Genomic DNA, 15,172 nt, shown 5'->3' on the forward strand with positions numbered 1-15,172 from the left:
AGCAGCGGCGCCGTCTGCGCGATCAGCGGCGCTCCCGTATACTGGCGCGATCGCGTTCATGCCGTTTCGTTTGTCTGCCGTGCACGATTGCCTGCACCCCGACGATCCTCGTCCGCAACCACCTCTGCGCCCCACCGATGACGATTGTTGTCGCGGCGGCTGCGCGCCCTGCGTTTTCGATCTCTACGACGAGGCGTGCGAGCGCTACCGCGCCGCGCTCGCAGCGTGGGAGGCGCGACAAGCGGCTCACGCGGAGCATGCGCACGAGGCACAGCAGAAAACCCCGCGCGTAAAGCCTCGCTCATGACCGACCTTCTGTCTCCCGCCATCGACCCCGCCGCACTTGCGGCGCTCCACGACTTCGTGCGCCGGCATCCGCGGCTTTTCGTGCTGACCGGCGCGGGCATCAGCACCGACTCCGGTATTCCCGGCTATCGCGACGAAAACGGCGAATGGAAGCGTTCGCCGCCCATCACGTTGCAGGCGTTCGTCGGTTCGCACGAGGCGCGGCAGCGCTACTGGGCACGCAGCATGGTGGGCTGGCCCGTGGTCGCGCACGCGCATCCGAACGAGGCGCATCGCGCGCTCGCACGCATCGAAGCGGCGCAACACGTGGCCGCGCTCGTCACGCAGAACGTGGACGGGTTGCATCAGCGCGCGGGCAGCGCGAACGTGATCGAGCTGCACGGCAGCATTGGCGGCGTGACGTGCATGGACTGCAGCACGGCGTATTCGCGCGCGTCGCTTCAGCAGACCCTGGAGCGCGACAACCCGGCCTTTGCCGGCGCCAACGCGGAACCCGCTGCGGACGGCGACGCGCATATCGAATGGGCCGATCTCGCCGCGTTTCGCGTGCCCGTGTGCGAGGTCTGCGGCGGCATGCTGAAGCCCGCTGTCGTGTTCTTCGGCGAGAACGTGCCGCGCACGCGTGTAGAAGCCGCGAGCGCCGCGCTCGATGCGGCCGACGCGGTACTCGTGGTGGGCTCGTCGCTCATGGTGTATTCAGGCTTTCGCTTCTGCGTGTGGGCCGAGCGTGCGGGCAAGCCGGTTGCGGCCATCAATCTCGGCAAGACACGTGCGGACCCGATGCTCGCGTTGAAGGTGGAGGCGCCGTGCGGCGAGACGCTGGCCGCGCTCGCGGGACAACTCGCGGCCGCTACTGGATAGAGGGCTCGAAGCAGGCTCATCGCGGGGTTTGCAGCAGGTTTGCAACGGCACCGTAACGCGCCCGCAACGCGTCAGATTCCCAACTCAACTCCATTGCCATCACGACAAGGACGTGCCGATGCTCACCACACTCGAAGAACTGGAAGCGCTTTACGGTCAGCCGCATGAGCGGTCCGTGCGCAAGGAAATCCGCTACGTCAACGAAAGCTACCGGCAGTTCATCGAACGCTCGCCTTTCGTCGTGCTTGCGACGGCGGGCCCCGAAGGGCTCGATTGCTCGCCGCGCGGCGACGCGCCGGGCTTCGTGCGCATCGTCGACGAACGCACGCTCGCCATGCCGGACCGCATCGGCAACAACCGCGTGGACAGTCTGCGCAACATCCTCGCGCAGCCGCACGTGGGGCTTCTCTTCATCGTGCCGGGCGTGGGCGAGACGCTGCGTGTGAACGGGCGCGCGCGCATCAGCACGGACGAGGCGCTGCTCGAGAGCTTCGCCGTGGAAGGCAAGCGGCCGCGCACGGTGGTGATGATCGACGTCGATGCGGTCTACTTTCATTGCTCGAAGGCGCTGGTGCGCTCGAAACTCTGGGACCCGGCGCAGCACGTCGAGCGTTCGCTGCTGCCGAGCGCGGGCGAAATGATCAAAAGCATCCGCGACGATTTCGATGCCGTGGCCTACGATCGCGAGCTGCCCGAGCGCCTGAAGACGGGCCTGTACTGAGGCCCGTGCTGAGGCCCGTATTGAGACCTCTCCTGAGCGGGCCCGCGAATTGCCGTCGATGAGCACGCGAGGGCAGCGAACGGCCATTTCCCTTATCCTTTGACCCTCGACGCCGCGCAGTGAGCGCAACGCGCACGCGGCATCCCCGTTTTCTGAAGTGGAGAACCGACATGGGCAAACAGGCAATCGGCGTAGTAGGGCTGGCCGTGATGGGACGCAATCTGGCGCTCAACATCGAGAGCCGGGGCTACGCGGTTTCGGTCTATAACCGCAGCCGCGAAAAAACCGACGAACTGATCGCGGAATTCCCCGACCGCAAGCTGGTGCCGACCCACACGCTCGAGGAATTCGTGGCCTCGCTCGAAAAGCCGCGCCGCATCCTCATGATGGTGAAGGCCGGCGAGCCGACCGACGCCACCATCGCGGCGCTCAAGCCGCTGCTCGACAAGGGCGACATTCTGATCGACGGCGGCAACACGCCGTTTCAGGACACCATCCGCCGCAACCAGGAACTCGCGAAGGCGGGCTTTCATTTCATCGGCACGGGCGTGTCGGGCGGCGAAGAGGGCGCGCTCAAGGGGCCGTCCATCATGCCGGGCGGCCAGCGCGAAGCCTACGACCTCGTGGCGCCTATCCTCACCGAAATCGCCGCGAAGGCGCCCGACGGCGAGCCGTGCGTCGCCTACATGGGCCCGGACGGCGCGGGCCACTACGTGAAGATGGTGCACAACGGTATCGAGTACGGCGACATGCAGCTGATCGCCGAAAGCTACGCGGTGCTGAGCCAGGTGGCGGGGCTGTCGAACGCGGAACTCGCCGACGTCTACACCGAGTGGAATCAGGGCGAACTCGATAGTTACCTGATCGAGATTACCTCGAAGATTTTCCGCAAGAAGGACGACGAAACGGGCAAGGACCTCGTCGACGTGATTCTCGACCGCGCCGCGCAAAAGGGCACCGGCAAGTGGACGAGCCAGAACGCGCTCGACCTCGGCGTGCCGCTGCCGCTCATCACCGAATCGGTGTTTGCGCGTGTGCTGTCGTCGCTGAAGACGCAGCGCGTGGCCGCAAGCAAAGTGATCGAAGGTCCGCAGGCGAAGCCCTTTTCGGGCGACCGCGCCGCGTTCGTTGAAGCAGTGCGCCGCGCGCTGTACCTGAGCAAGGTGATCTCGTACGCGCAGGGTTTCGCGCAACTGCGTGCCGCGTCGGACGAGTACAAGTGGGATCTCGACTACGGCACGATCGCGAAGATTTTCCGTGCGGGCTGCATCATCCGCGCGCGCTTCCTGCAGAAGATCACGGACGCCTATGCCCACGACAAGGCGCTCGCCAACCTGCTGCTCGATCCGTACTTCCGCGATATCGCGGCGCGCTACCAGAGCGCGCTGCGCGAGGTGGTCGTGGCCGCGGTGACGGCCGGCGTGCCGGTGCCCACGTTCGCGTCCGCGGTGGCCTACTTCGACGGCTACCGCTCCGAGCGTCTGCCCGCGAACCTCGTACAGGCACAGCGCGACTTCTTTGGTGCGCACACGTTCGAGCGCGTGGACAAGCCGGGCAGTTTCCACGCGCATTGGGCGTGACGGAGCGGGCGGGTGGCGCGGACTATTGCTGTAATCGATTGTTTCAATCGGCCATTTTCGGCTTCATTATTGCGATTGGAACAATAGACTTTGGTCAAAGTAAGGGTTTCCCCTAGAGGATGTCTTGCCTAGACTTGTCTTCAAGCGCTGCACGACAGGGTGTCGGGCAGCCAAAACAGACAAGTTTCGGAGGTCATCATGAATGCAAAGTCTTTTGTTTCCGCAGTTGCCGTTGCCACGCTGCTCGCCGCTCCGGTGGCGTCGTTTGCGCAGTCGAACCAGCCTGTGACGCGTGCGCAAGTGCGTGCCGAACTGATCCAGCTCGAAAAGGCCGGCTACAACCCGGCGGCTGACCGCGTCGATTACCCGGCCGACATCCAGGCCGCCCAACAGCGTGTCGCGGCGCAGGCCCAACTGGCTCAAGCCGACACGAGCGGTTACGGTGCGCAAACGGTGGGGTCGTCCGCAGCAGGTAGCGCGGCGACGAAGACCGCGCCGAACCTCGGCGTGTACTTCGGGCACTAAAGCAGTTGCGCTGCCTGGCGGGTGCCTGTAGCAGCGCAGGCTGGAAGCAGGCGACGCGGATAACGTGTCAGAGGGAATGAAAAAACGCGGACCGGTTACCCGGTCCGCGTTTTTTTATGGGGTGGCGCGCCGGCATTGTGCCGATGCGAGAACCTTCAATGCAGCGTATGCCGCCGCGTGAGATCGTCGAACAGGCCCTCGCTCGGTTCGAGGGCAAAGAGCCAGGTTTCGTCGTACCCGCTCAGCGTATCGAGTGCATCGCGCAAACGCTCGATGGCAAGCGCAGACACTTCGACTTTCGCTTCCACGCCGCCCGACAGACGGGCCACGCTCGCGAGCTGGACGAGTTCGTCGGCGGCTTCGGCCACGTCCGCTGCGAAGACGAGGTGTGTATTGAGCAATTCGACGAGACCGGGCGACGCTGCAATATCCTCGAGGTTCAACTGCACGGACAGAAAAGTGGCTTTGTTCATGCTGGCGGTCCTTACCGATATGGCTTGCGACGTGGCAAACGGTGAGTGGAGGGAAACTGGGCAGCAGGACCCAGTATAGGCCAGCAGTCTCGTGATGCAATGCGCCTGCGGCCGCAGTTGCCGACCTCGCGCCGGGCACGCCGGTTGCGCATGCGCCCTATAATCGGGCTCTCCATTCATCAGCTTTGCCGGTTCCGTCTGCCCATCGTGTTCCTGGCGCCGCTCCGGTCAGGTACCGTACGCAGCCGGGCCGTTCAGCGCCCACATCATGAAAATCATACGCAGCAAGACGTTCACGGCGCCGCGCGCATGGGGCGCGCTCGACATCGCCAACATGAACGGCATCACCACGCGGCTGCACTGGACCGACCAGCCGTACCGCTGGCACGTGAACGACGGCGAAGAGGTGTTCGCGGTGCTGGACGGCCGCGTGGAGATGCGCTATCGCGACAACGGCGCGGAGCAGAGCACGGTGCTGGAAGCCGGCGACATCTTCTTTGCGTCGATGGGCACCGAACACGTCGCGCATCCCATTGGGGAAGCCAGAATTCTTGTAATCGAGTCGGAAGGCAGCGTGTAGCGCGGGCGCCGGCCCCGGCCACGGCGCCGGTCGGTGAATTCGCGCGAACGAACCGCGGCTTGCGGCAATCGAATGTGGGTTGGCATCAGCGAGCGGAGGACAACAACGATGATTCGACAGCAGCGCAACGTGGGCATGGATCTGGCAAGGACGCTGGCAAAGGCGGCGGCGAGCACCGGTGCAACGGTCGTGCTCGTTTCCGGCTGTACAACCGGCTGGATGCCCTGGGAACAGCAACCCACCTACCCGAGCGCGAGTGTGCAGCGCACACAGCAGCCGGTGCCCGCGGGCTATTACCGCGTCAACCCTGGCGATACCGTAGCGGGCATTGCAGCGGCGTTCGGCCAGCGCAAGCAGGACATCGCAGACTGGAACCACATTGCCGCGGACGTGCCACCGCTGCCCGGCCAGGTCCTGAGGGTGGCGCCGCAGCCCGCGGCGCAGGCCATGTCGCCGGGTGCCGGCACGGCTGCTAATGGCGCGAACGGGATGGCAGGCGCCAACGCGGCGCCGGCGGTGCGGCTCGCCTGGCCGGTTCAAGGCCCGGTGCTGAAACCGTTCGTGGCCGGCAAGACGAATGGCATCGTGATCGGCGGCACCGAGGGCGAGACGGTGAAAGCGGCCGCCGCGGGGCGCGTGGTCTACGCAGGCACGGGGCTCGAGGCGTATGGGCCGCTCGTCATCGTGAAGCACAACGACTCGCTGATTACGGCTTATGGCCACAACAGCAAGCTGCTCGTCAAGGAAGACGACGCGGTCGCGCAAGGCCAGGCCATCGCCGAGATGGGGGCCGACGCGAAAGGCGCGGGCACGCTCGAATTCGAAGTGCGCCGCGACGGCAAGCCTGTCGATCCGCTCGGCTATCTGCCGCGGCAAGGCGGCTGATCTCCGTCGCGAGGCATTGCCCGACGTTGCCCGATACGGCGCGAACCGTGCGCCGCGGCCGTCGCCAGCTCAGCGTCCATCGCCTGCGGCGTGGCAACGCTTTTCGTTTGGAAATACACTTTCTCCTCTGTGCGATGGGCACTGCGTGTGCCCGTCTCACCATTTGCACCCGTCACGAGGACATGACGCATGATCGATTTGCGTAGCGATACCGTAACGCGGCCCAGCGAGGGCATGAAGGCCGCGATGATGCGCGCCGAGGTGGGCGACGACGTGTGGGGCGACGACCCCACCGTGCAGCGCCTGCAGGACACCATGGCCGAGCGCGCGGGCAAGGAGGCCGGGCTCTTCTTTCCGAGCGGCACGCAGAGCAATCTCGCGGCGTTGATGGCGCACTGCGCGCGCGGCGACGAGTACATCGTCGGTCAGGCTGCGCACACCTACAAATACGAAGGCGGCGGTGCCGCGGTGCTGGGCAGCATCCAGCCGCAGCCGCTCGAGAATGCCGCGGACGGCTCGCTGCCGCTCGAGAAAATCGCCGCCGCCATCAAGCCCATCGACGATCACTTCGCGCGCACACGCCTGCTCGCGCTCGAAAACACGATTGGCGGCAAAGTGCTGCCGCCCGCTTACGTGACCGAGGCCGTGCAGCTCGCACGTCAACATGGGCTTGCCACGCATCTGGACGGCGCGCGCGTCTATAACGCGGCGGTCGCGTCGGGGCAGCCGGTCGGCACGCTGACGGCGCCGTTCGATACCGTCTCGATCTGCTTTTCGAAGGGACTCGGCGCGCCGGTGGGGTCGGTGCTCGTCGGGAGCCGCGAGTTGATCGAGCGCGCGCACCGCTGGCGCAAGGTGCTGGGTGGCGGCATGCGTCAAGCCGGCGTGCTCGCGGCCGCGTGCCTCTATGCGCTCGAGCACAACGTCGAGCGGCTTGCCGAAGATCACGCGAACGCCGAGCATCTCGCGGCCGGGCTCGCGAGCATCGATCAGGTCACGGTGCAATCGCAGGCCACGAACATGGTGTTCGCGCAGTTTCCGAAGGAACACTGCGCGCCGCTCGAAGCGTGGCTCAAGGAACGCGGCATCCTCACGCAGATGTTGTACGCGTCGCGGTTCGTGACGCACCTCGACGTGTCGCGTGCGGACATCGACACGTTCGTCGCGGCTGTGAAGGGATATTTCGCACGCTAACTGTGCGAGCGGGCGGGGCGCGCGGTGTGGTTTCTCGACGCGCGCCCCGTCGGTTTTTTTGCGGGCTAACGCTTGCCGCTAATGAGGCTGACGGGCAAGAAGACGTCAGCGCGTCCCTCAGTCGTATTTATAGACGCCCTGCTTCGTCTTGCGTCCCAGGTGCCCCGCGGCGACCAATTCGCGCAGCAGCGGGCACGCACGATACTTGGTATCACCGAAGTCCTTCAGGAATACGTCCATCACGGAAAGGCACACGTCGAGGCCGATCAGGTCCGCGAGCGCGAGCGGCCCGATGGGATGGTTGGCGCCCAGCCGCATGCCCGCGTCGATTTCCTCCGCGCTCGCCACGCCTTCCGCCAGCACGAAGAACGCCTCGTTGATCATCGGCACGAGGATGCGGTTCACCACGAAGCCCGGCGAATTCTTCACACCGATCGGCGACTTGCCGAGGCGCTCCGTCAGTTCGCGCACGGAGTCGGCCGTCGCGGCGCTCGTCTGCAGACCGCGAATGATTTCGACAAGCGGCAGAAGCGGCACCGGATTGAAGAAATGCATGCCGATGAAGCGCGTGGGGTCCGCAAGCGTGGCGCCGAGCGAGGTGATCGAAATGGACGACGTGTTCGACGCGATGATCGCGTGAGGCTGCACCACCGCCTCGATCTGCTTCAGGATGCGGTTCTTCAGCTCCACGTTTTCGGTGGCGGCTTCCACGACGAGATCCGCGGCGGCGAGGCGCTGGTAGTCCGTGGACGTCTCGATGCGGGCCAGCGCCGCGTCGCGCGTTGCGGCGTCCAGCTTGTCTTTTGCGACGAGCCGCTCGAGGCTCGACGTCAGCGTGGCGACGCCCTTGGCGAGCGCGGCGTCGGTGACGTCGATCATGATCACCTTGAGCCCAGCGACGGCGGCTGTCTGCGCGATGCCGTTACCCATGGTGCCTGCGCCCACCACACCCACTGTTTCGATAGTCATGCTCGCTTCCTTTGAGTTTCGTTGGAGATTCTGTTGAGCCGGCGCGAAAAAAATGCGCGCCGTGCCGGGAATGTCTGAGGAGAAGAGGGCGGCGATGCGCTCGCCGCTGCCAGTGCTCATCGTATCAAGCGGAAGGCGCGCGCAGCCACGGGGCTCGCGCAAACGAAACGAAGAAGGTGGGCGCGCGGACGTTCGCCGATTCGCCTCGCGCGTGGCGACCCGCTATCGCCTGACGGCTGCCTTCTAGCGACCCGTCGGCCCGACCGGCGTGCCGAGGCGATGCGACGGCGCGAAGAGCCGCAAGCCGCTCGCAATCGCGGCGGCGCCGGCGAATACGGCGCCGGCCGCGAGCGAAAGCGTGGGCCCATGACGGCCGGCCATGCTGAAACTGAGCGCGACGAGCGCTGCCCCGGTGGTCTGCCCGAGCAGCCGCGAAGTCGCGATGATGCCGCTTGCGCCGCCGCTGCGTCCGGGCGGCGCGCTCGACATGATGGCCTTCAGATTGGGCGACTGAAAAAAGCCGAAGCCCGCGCCGCAGATCGCCATGCGAATGCCGATCTCGTGCACCGTCGGATAGGCGGGCAGCAGCGCGAGCGAGGCCATGCCGGCACTCAGCACCGCAAGCCCGATGGCGCCGAGCAGACCGGGCGGGTAGCGGTCGGAAAGACGCCCCGCGAACGGCGCGGCAAGCGCGACCACCACGGGCCACGGCGTCATGAGAAAGCCTGTTTCCACCTGACTGCGATGAAGTACGCCCTCGAAATAGAACGGCAGCGAAACGAACGCGAGCCCCTGCGCTGCGAACGAGCAGACCGCCGTGAGCGCCGAGAGCGCGAATACGGGCCGCCGGAACAGATCGACGGGCAGCATCGGCGCGGGGTGCCCTGCTTCACGGCGCATCAACAGCCAGCCGAAGACGATCGCGATGGCGCCCGCAATCAGCACGCGCGGCGCGGGCGCACGCTGCGCCGCTTCGCCCAGCGCGAAGATCAGCGCGGCAAAGGTGATCACGTTGAGCAACGCGGCGAGCGGATCGAAAGCATGGCTGCCGCGCGGCGTGGCGGGCAGCGCGGGAAGCGCGAACGCCAGCGCCACGACGCCGAGCGGCACGTTGACGGCGAAGAGCCAGGGCCACGCGCCGAACGAGAGAATCAGCGACGCCACGGTCGGTCCCACGGCAAACGACACGCCCACCACGAGCGCATTCATGCCCACACCGCGGCCCAACCGATGCGCGGGGTAGAGCGAGCGGATCAGCGCGATGTTGACGCTCATGATCGCGCTTGCGCCAAGGCCCTGGAGAATGCGGGCGGCGGCGAGCATCGGCAGCGTGGAAACGAGCGAGCAGGCGAGCGACGCGACCGTGAAGGTGGCGAGCCCCGAGATGTACACGCGCCGGTGTCCAACGATGTCGCCCAGCGCCGCGAGCGGCAGCAGCGTCGCGACCATGGCGAGCTGGTAGGCGTTGATGATCCACACGGACGCCGCAGGCGCGGCGTGCAGGTCGGCCGCGATGGCCGGCAGCGCGGTGTTGGCGATGGCCGTGTCCAGCGTGGCGAGCGCGACCGCCAGCATGATGGCGGCCATTGCGCGGCGCTTTTTGCCGGACATCGGTTCGTCGATATCGTCGGTGCGGGCTGGGGTAGCGGAGGTATCGGACAAGATGGGCTCGTCGGTGGCTGGGGCCGGCGGCCCGCCGGCAGCCCGTCACGCGATTGTTACAGAGGCGCCGTGATCGTGCAGTGAACGCTTCAAAGGCAGGCTGCGGAGCCCGGAGGGCCCGCCAGACAAGGGGCAAGGCTTACGGTGCAATAACACAACTAACGGTCTGTTCCGGCTAGCGCCTTCGAACTGGCACCGCAGCGGACGTGCTACCGGCCATTCGCTCGTTTCAGTCTTCAGGAAAGGCGGGGAACGCCGGGCGGACGCCGCGGGTTGACGTCTCGCGGAGCCGCTCTGGCGGCGTCGTGACGTGGGTTCGCGCGGTACCCGCAGCGTTGCCTCAGGAAAGCGATGCCAGCAGGATCGACAGTTTGCGGACGTGGGCCTTGAATGCGTCGTCGGTCTCGCGGTCGCGGGAGGAGCTGGGGTGCGGCGTCTCGGCGAGTTCGGCCTGTGCCTGGAACTCGTCCGCGATACGGCGTCGCGTTTCGGGCGGCAGTGCGCGGATCACCGACACCAGCAACAGTTCCTGTGCGTGAAGCATCCCCAGGGTCAAGGCTGCATTCATGGTGGCCTCCATTTTTTCCGGCTTCGTCCATCGGGCGTTCGCAAGCTGCGGGCCAACGCGCTGTGCACTCTGTTGCACTGTACTGCACGCGGGCGCGGTACAGCATGCATCGTGCATGGGCCAGTGCAGTCCGTGCCACTCAGTGCATCGTGCGATGACACTCGTCAGCACCGGCATTGCATTGCATGGCAATGCGTTTCATGTTGGCGCACGGCGCATGCACTTCGCGTTACGTCCCCCTTGCGTTGCGCTGCGGCTTACCGTGGCATGCATCGCCCTCGCTGCACTCCACTGCGCAAAATGTCCTACTCTGCATATTTACCCGTCGGACCGGTTTCCCCCGCCCGCCTTGCTGGCACGGCATTCGCGTGCAGGAAGCCGCATCGTTTTTCCGGGAGGTTTCGATGACGACCGTGGATCTGGAGTTCGACCAGCTCAACAGTACCGTCGAGGCGCTGCGGCGCTCCATTTCAAACCGTCTCATGTACGGTGTCGGCAAGGACGCCGTGGCAGCGCGTCCGCAAGATTGGCTCCACGCGGCAGCGCTCGCCGTGCGCGACCGGCTCGTCGCGCGCTGGATGAAGACCACGCGCATGCAGTACGAACAGGATGCGAAACGGGTCTATTACCTGTCGATGGAATTCCTGATCGGCCGCACGTTCACGAATGCGCTGCTCGCGCTCGGCATATACGACCCCATGAAAGAAGCGCTCGCCAGTCTCGGCGTGGACATGGAAGCGCTCACCGATCTCGAACCCGACGCCGCGCTCGGCAATGGCGGCCTTGGCCGGCTCGCCGCGTGCTTTCTCGATTCGATGGCGACGCTCGGCATTCCGGGCTTCGGCTACGGCATTCGCTACGAGTACGGCATGTTTCGCCAGGAGATCGTGGACGGCGAACAGGTGGAGGCGCCCGACTACTGGCTGCGCGCGGGCAACCCGTGGGAATTCCCGCGGCCCGAGGTTCAGTATGTGGTGCACTTCGGCGGGCGCACGGTGCAGCGCGAAGGCCGCATTGAGTGGATCGACACGCAGCACGTGAATGCGATGGCCTACGACACCGTGATTCCGGGCTTCGCGACAAGCGCGACGAACACGCTGCGCCTGTGGTCCGCGCGCGCCACGGAGGAGTTCGATCTCTTCGCGTTCAACCAGGGCGACTATCAGCGCGCGGTGGAAGCGCGCAACGCGTCGGAGAACGTCTCGCGGCTGCTGTATCCCGACGATTCCACGCCGGCCGGGCGCGAGTTGCGTCTGCGCCAGGAGTACTTCTTCGTCTCCGCGACGATGCAGGATCTGATTCGCCGCTATCTGCGCACGCACAGCACTTTTGGCCGGTTTTCCGAGAAGGTCGCGGTGCACCTGAACGACACGCACCCCGTGCTCGCCATTCCCGAGCTGCTGCGGTTGCTGGTCGACGTGCATCACGTACCGTGGGACAAGGCGCTTGCCCACGTGCAGGAGATGTTCTCGTACACCAATCACACGCTCATGCCCGAGGCGCTCGAAACGTGGGACGTGGAACTGCTCGCGCGTCTGCTGCCGCGTCACCTCGAAATCATCTTCGACATCAACGCCGAATTCCTCAAGCAGGTGAGCGAGCATTCGGACCACGACGTCGATCTGATCCGGCGCATTTCGCTCGTGGACGAATACGGGCAGCGGCGCGTGCGCATGGCGCATCTCGCGATCGTGGCGAGCCAGAAGGTGAACGGCGTATCGAAGCTGCATTCGCAACTGATGACGCGCGACATCTTCGCGGACTTCGCGCGCATGTACCCCGAGCGCTTCACCAACGTCACCAACGGCATCACGCCGCGGCGCTGGCTTGCGCAGGCAAGCCCCTCGCTTTCGTCGTTGATCGACATGCAGATCGGCACGCACTGGCGCACCGATCTGTTCGAACTCGCGAAGCTGCGCGAGCTGCGCAACGACCCTGCGTTCATTGAGGCGTTCCGCGAAGCGAAGCGGCAAAACAAGATACGCCTTGGGCATCGGCTCATGCACCAGACGGGTGTGTCCTTCGACCCCGACGCGCTCTTCGACCTGCAGGTGAAGCGCATTCACGAATACAAACGCCAGTTGCTGAACGTGCTGCACGTGATCGTGCGCTACAACCGCATTCGCGAGAACCCGCAGCGCGACTGGGTGCCGCGCGTGGTGATGTTTGCCGGCAAGGCGGCGTCCGCGTATCGCATGGCGAAGACCATCATCAAGCTCATCAACGACGTCGCGGCAAAGATCAACAACGACCCCGCGGTGGGCGACCGGTTGAAGGTGGTGTTCGTGCCGAACTACGGCGTGAGCGTGGCCGAGCTGATCATTCCGGCGGCCGATCTTTCGGAGCAGATTTCGATGGCGGGCACCGAGGCCTCGGGCACGGGCAACATGAAGCTCGCGTTGAACGGCGCGCTCACCATCGGCACGCTCGACGGCGCGAACATCGAAATTCGCGACGCGGTGGGCAAGGACAACATCTTCATCTTCGGTCACTCCTCCGACGAAGTGGACGACCTGCGCGCCGGCGGCTACCGGCCGCGGCAGATCTACGAAGAAAACGCCGAACTGCACACGGCGCTCGACCAGATTCGCACCGGCTTCTTCTCCCCCGGCGATCCGCTGCGCTTTTCGGACATCTTCCACACGCTCGTGGATTGGGGCGACCACTACATGGTGCTGGCCGATTTCGCGTCGTTCGCGAAGACCCAGGAAGAGGTGGATCGCCGTTTTCGCGATTCGCGCGCCTGGGACCAAAGTGCTATCGAAAACGTGGCCGGCATGGGCTTCTTCTCGTCGGACCGCACGATTGCCGAGTACGCGCGCGACATCTGGCGCGTGAAGCCGCTGGAGAGGGGCTGAGATCTGCTGAGGCGATTGTGGCGCCGCGGGGGCGAGGCGCCACGGCCGGGGCGTCGCCGCTGCGGCTCTCGTTACTGCTGTTGTTGCTGTTGCTGCTGCGTTTTCGCAGCAGCCAGCGCGTCTTTCACCGCGCGCTCCACGCGTGCGACGAAATCGGCATCCGTACTCGACACCGCTTCGCGATCGCCCGCCGCGGTCGCGACAATGAGCCGATGCGTCACGTCCTGGGTCGTCCATGCGAGCCCGCCCACCACCACGAGCATGGCGCCGCACACGAGCGCGGCCGCCGTGCCGAACCAGCCGCCCGCGATGGCAACGGCCACGCCGCACAGGCTGATGACCGTCGGTACGACACGGTTCTTGCCCACCGTGATGACCCGCACGTCGCGCACGTCACGCAACGTGAAGACCTGCCCGGCCGCGGAGATTGCGTTGCGCGTGACGGAGACGCCGCGTTCGTTGAAAGGAGTATCCATTGCCATTGCTTCGTTACCCAATGCCTGAAAGCGCTGCATGCGAGTGCTGCATGAGCCGGAAGGGCGAAGGGTACCAGAAGCGCGATGGAGACCGTAAGAAGCGCACCGCCGCCCGAAAAGAACGCGAGCCGCGCAAAAAAAAGCGCCCCGAAGGGCGCTCTGCTGATGCATGGGCGACGCACCGCGTAGCGCGTGCGCCGCCGGCAAGATGTGCCGCTTAGAACTTGTGGCGAATCCCCACGCGCACGGCAACCTGGTTGTCCGACGTGCCGGACGTGTTGAAGTAGCTCGTGCTCGAACCAATCTGCGCCGGCACCTGCGTGCCGTTCGCGAGGTGGCCCGAAGCCTGCTCGTAGACGCCGAGCAGGTACACGTCCGTGCGCTTGCTGAGGGCGTAATCCACCACGGCGTTGACCTGGTTCCAGTGCGCCGAGAAGAGGCCCGACGAGCGCGAGTACGTGTAGCCCGCAGCCGCCGACAGTGCCGGCGTGAACGCGTACTTGCCGCCGAATTCGTAGGCGTTGTACATCGTCGACGAACCCGTGATGGGCGAGAGCAGCGTGTTGGTCCACAGGGCCCACAGCGTGGCCGGGCCGAACGCGTAGCGCGCGCCGATACCGAACGAACGCAGGTCCTTGATGGTGCCCGTGTTGATGCCGAAGATCGCCGTCGTGAACGCAGGCGACGCCTGGCTCGGGAAGCGGATGTCCGTATAGGCCGCGCCGATGCCGAGCGGACCCGCGGCGTAGTTCGCGCCGAAGCTGTATGCGCGCGACGAACCGGCGACCGGGTTGGCCGTCGTGCCCGTCTGCGGCGCGCCCGCGAATGCGCCGGCCTGGTTCGAGAAGCCGTACAACGCGCCGAACGTGAAGCCTGCGAAGTTCGCGCTGCTGAACTTGACCGCGTTGTTGATGCGGCTCGACGTGAGCTGGTCGATGTCGTTGACGTGGTAGGCATAGTTGCCCGCTGCCGTCAGACCGCCCGTGGAGTAGCTGCCGCCCAGGTAGTCGGTCGTGAACGAATACTGGCGACCGAAGGTCAGCGAGCCGACGTCGGTCTTCGACAGACCCACGAACGCCTGGCGCCCGAACATCGCGCCGCCCTGGCCCAGCGTGCCGTTGCCGCTGTTGAAGCCGTTTTCGAGCACGAAGATCGCCTTCAGGCCACCGCCCAGGTCTTCCGTGCCGCGCAGGCCCCAGCGGCTGCCTTGCGCGACGCCGTCGTCGTACTTGAACAGCTTGTCGCTGCCCGTGGAGGTCTTGCTGTTGTTCACGTAGCTGATACCGGCGTCGATCAGGCCGTACAGCGTCACGCTGCTTTGAGCGTGGGCGGTGCCGCCAAGCGTGGCGAGAATAGCGGCGGTCAAGACTTTCTTGTTCAAGGCGTGTTCTCCAGGAGAAAAGAATGCAATAGCCGCACCTGATCTTCGGCAGGTCATGCGACGGGCTGCAATGTAAGGGCCGGCAACGAAAGGAATGTGACAGCAAGAATTTCGGAGGGAGTTGTGGTGCGGA

Annotated in this window: 15 protein-coding genes; 9 read left to right on the forward strand and 6 right to left on the reverse strand. The window is 65.5% G+C overall.

The window, feature by feature from the left end:
* The first annotated feature begins 58 nt into the window (after nt 1-58).
* From PXJ20_RS20445 to PXJ20_RS20465, 5 genes are all read left to right on the forward strand, one after another.
* A complete protein-coding gene (locus PXJ20_RS20445) occupies nt 59-307 on the forward strand; it encodes an oxidoreductase-like domain-containing protein (protein ID WP_126878674.1) in 249 nt (82 codons plus the stop codon).
* Nucleotides 304-1,167: an NAD-dependent protein deacetylase gene (locus tag PXJ20_RS20450; protein WP_199542307.1), complete on the forward strand. Its 864-nt coding sequence runs from the start codon at nt 304-306 to the stop codon at nt 1,165-1,167. The genes PXJ20_RS20445 and PXJ20_RS20450 overlap by 4 nt, the downstream gene beginning before the upstream one ends.
* A gap of 118 nt (nt 1,168-1,285) precedes the next feature.
* Nucleotides 1,286-1,888 carry a pyridoxamine 5'-phosphate oxidase family protein gene (locus tag PXJ20_RS20455; RefSeq protein WP_413215130.1) on the forward strand — a complete coding sequence of 201 codons (603 nt, stop codon included), beginning with the start codon at nt 1,286-1,288 and terminating at the stop codon, nt 1,886-1,888.
* Between the two features lie 170 nt (nt 1,889-2,058).
* A complete protein-coding gene (gene gndA, locus PXJ20_RS20460; protein ID WP_017775342.1) occupies nt 2,059-3,468 on the forward strand; it encodes an NADP-dependent phosphogluconate dehydrogenase in 1,410 nt (469 codons plus the stop codon).
* 198 nt (nt 3,469-3,666) lie between these two features.
* On the forward strand, nt 3,667-3,993 hold the full coding sequence (locus PXJ20_RS20465; RefSeq protein WP_017775343.1) for a DUF4148 domain-containing protein: 327 nt from the start codon (nt 3,667-3,669) through the stop codon (nt 3,991-3,993).
* Between the two features lie 155 nt (nt 3,994-4,148).
* Here the strand turns inward: PXJ20_RS20465 and PXJ20_RS20470 are convergent, their stop codons facing one another.
* Entirely contained in the window at nt 4,149-4,466 is a 318-nt protein-coding gene (locus PXJ20_RS20470) for a hypothetical protein (RefSeq protein ID WP_017775344.1), read from the reverse strand.
* 268 nt (nt 4,467-4,734) lie between these two features.
* Between PXJ20_RS20470 and PXJ20_RS20475 the strand changes: the two genes are divergently transcribed.
* The 3 genes from PXJ20_RS20475 (at nt 4,735) to ltaE (ending at nt 7,125) form a co-directional block, all read left to right on the forward strand.
* Nucleotides 4,735-5,046, forward strand: coding sequence for a cupin domain-containing protein (locus tag PXJ20_RS20475; protein ID WP_421032062.1), 312 nt, complete (start codon nt 4,735-4,737; stop codon nt 5,044-5,046).
* Between the two features lie 108 nt (nt 5,047-5,154).
* The gene (locus PXJ20_RS20480; protein WP_233411691.1) at nt 5,155-5,931 is read left to right on the forward strand and encodes a peptidoglycan DD-metalloendopeptidase family protein; all 777 of its coding nucleotides are present in this window, start codon (nt 5,155-5,157) and stop codon (nt 5,929-5,931) included.
* 189 nt (nt 5,932-6,120) lie between these two features.
* Nucleotides 6,121-7,125, forward strand: coding sequence for a low-specificity L-threonine aldolase (gene ltaE, locus PXJ20_RS20485; RefSeq protein ID WP_421032063.1), 1,005 nt, complete (start codon nt 6,121-6,123; stop codon nt 7,123-7,125).
* A gap of 117 nt (nt 7,126-7,242) precedes the next feature.
* Here the strand turns inward: ltaE and PXJ20_RS20490 are convergent, their stop codons facing one another.
* The 3 genes from PXJ20_RS20490 to PXJ20_RS20500 all read right to left on the reverse strand — a co-directional run bounded on the left by PXJ20_RS20490 (nt 7,243) and on the right by PXJ20_RS20500 (nt 10,324).
* Nucleotides 7,243-8,094, reverse strand: coding sequence for a 3-hydroxybutyryl-CoA dehydrogenase (locus tag PXJ20_RS20490; RefSeq protein WP_017775348.1), 852 nt, complete (start codon nt 8,092-8,094; stop codon nt 7,243-7,245).
* Between the two features lie 243 nt (nt 8,095-8,337).
* Complete coding sequence (locus tag PXJ20_RS20495; protein ID WP_421032652.1) at nt 8,338-9,705, reverse strand: MFS transporter; 1,368 nt, start codon at nt 9,703-9,705, stop codon at nt 8,338-8,340.
* A 391-nt stretch (nt 9,706-10,096) separates the two neighbouring features.
* Nucleotides 10,097-10,324, reverse strand: coding sequence for a hypothetical protein (locus PXJ20_RS20500; protein WP_026121566.1), 228 nt, complete (start codon nt 10,322-10,324; stop codon nt 10,097-10,099).
* A 404-nt stretch (nt 10,325-10,728) separates the two neighbouring features.
* Between PXJ20_RS20500 and PXJ20_RS20505 the strand changes: the two genes are divergently transcribed.
* Nucleotides 10,729-13,182: a glycogen/starch/alpha-glucan phosphorylase gene (locus PXJ20_RS20505; RefSeq protein ID WP_421032064.1), complete on the forward strand. Its 2,454-nt coding sequence runs from the start codon at nt 10,729-10,731 to the stop codon at nt 13,180-13,182.
* Between the two features lie 71 nt (nt 13,183-13,253).
* Here PXJ20_RS20505 and PXJ20_RS20510 read toward each other — a convergent pair whose 3' ends face one another.
* Together PXJ20_RS20510 and PXJ20_RS20515 are read right to left on the reverse strand one after the other, a co-directional pair.
* On the reverse strand, nt 13,254-13,658 hold the full coding sequence (locus PXJ20_RS20510) for a DUF6232 family protein (protein WP_126878663.1): 405 nt from the start codon (nt 13,656-13,658) through the stop codon (nt 13,254-13,256).
* Nucleotides 13,659-13,875: 217 nt separating this feature from the next.
* Entirely contained in the window at nt 13,876-15,039 is a 1,164-nt protein-coding gene (locus tag PXJ20_RS20515; protein ID WP_126878662.1) for a porin, read from the reverse strand.
* Nucleotides 15,040-15,172 lie beyond the last annotated feature (133 nt).

The sequence above is a fragment of the Paraburkholderia sp. A1RI_3L genome (genome assembly GCF_048957895.1).
GTDB lineage: Bacteria > Pseudomonadota > Gammaproteobacteria > Burkholderiales > Burkholderiaceae > Paraburkholderia > Paraburkholderia kururiensis.

Bases quoted from the DNA above. Each gene is read 5' to 3' on its own strand.
- PXJ20_RS20445 (WP_126878674.1), top strand. From the start codon at position 59: ATGCCGTTTCGTTTGTCTGCCGTGCACGATTGCCTGCACCCCGACGAT.
- PXJ20_RS20450 (WP_199542307.1), top strand. From the start codon at position 304: ATGACCGACCTTCTGTCTCCCGCCATCGACCCCGCCGCACTTGCGGCG.
- PXJ20_RS20455 (WP_413215130.1), top strand. From the start codon at position 1,286: ATGCTCACCACACTCGAAGAACTGGAAGCGCTTTACGGTCAGCCGCAT.
- gndA (WP_017775342.1), top strand. From the start codon at position 2,059: ATGGGCAAACAGGCAATCGGCGTAGTAGGGCTGGCCGTGATGGGACGC.
- PXJ20_RS20465 (WP_017775343.1), top strand. From the start codon at position 3,667: ATGAATGCAAAGTCTTTTGTTTCCGCAGTTGCCGTTGCCACGCTGCTC.
- PXJ20_RS20470 (WP_017775344.1), bottom strand. From the start codon at position 4,466: ATGAACAAAGCCACTTTTCTGTCCGTGCAGTTGAACCTCGAGGATATT.
- PXJ20_RS20475 (WP_421032062.1), top strand. From the start codon at position 4,735: ATGAAAATCATACGCAGCAAGACGTTCACGGCGCCGCGCGCATGGGGC.
- PXJ20_RS20480 (WP_233411691.1), top strand. From the start codon at position 5,155: ATGATTCGACAGCAGCGCAACGTGGGCATGGATCTGGCAAGGACGCTG.
- ltaE (WP_421032063.1), top strand. From the start codon at position 6,121: ATGATCGATTTGCGTAGCGATACCGTAACGCGGCCCAGCGAGGGCATG.
- PXJ20_RS20490 (WP_017775348.1), bottom strand. From the start codon at position 8,094: ATGACTATCGAAACAGTGGGTGTGGTGGGCGCAGGCACCATGGGTAAC.
- PXJ20_RS20495 (WP_421032652.1), bottom strand. From the start codon at position 9,705: ATGTCCGGCAAAAAGCGCCGCGCAATGGCCGCCATCATGCTGGCGGTC.
- PXJ20_RS20500 (WP_026121566.1), bottom strand. From the start codon at position 10,324: ATGAATGCAGCCTTGACCCTGGGGATGCTTCACGCACAGGAACTGTTG.
- PXJ20_RS20505 (WP_421032064.1), top strand. From the start codon at position 10,729: ATGACGACCGTGGATCTGGAGTTCGACCAGCTCAACAGTACCGTCGAG.
- PXJ20_RS20510 (WP_126878663.1), bottom strand. From the start codon at position 13,658: ATGGATACTCCTTTCAACGAACGCGGCGTCTCCGTCACGCGCAACGCA.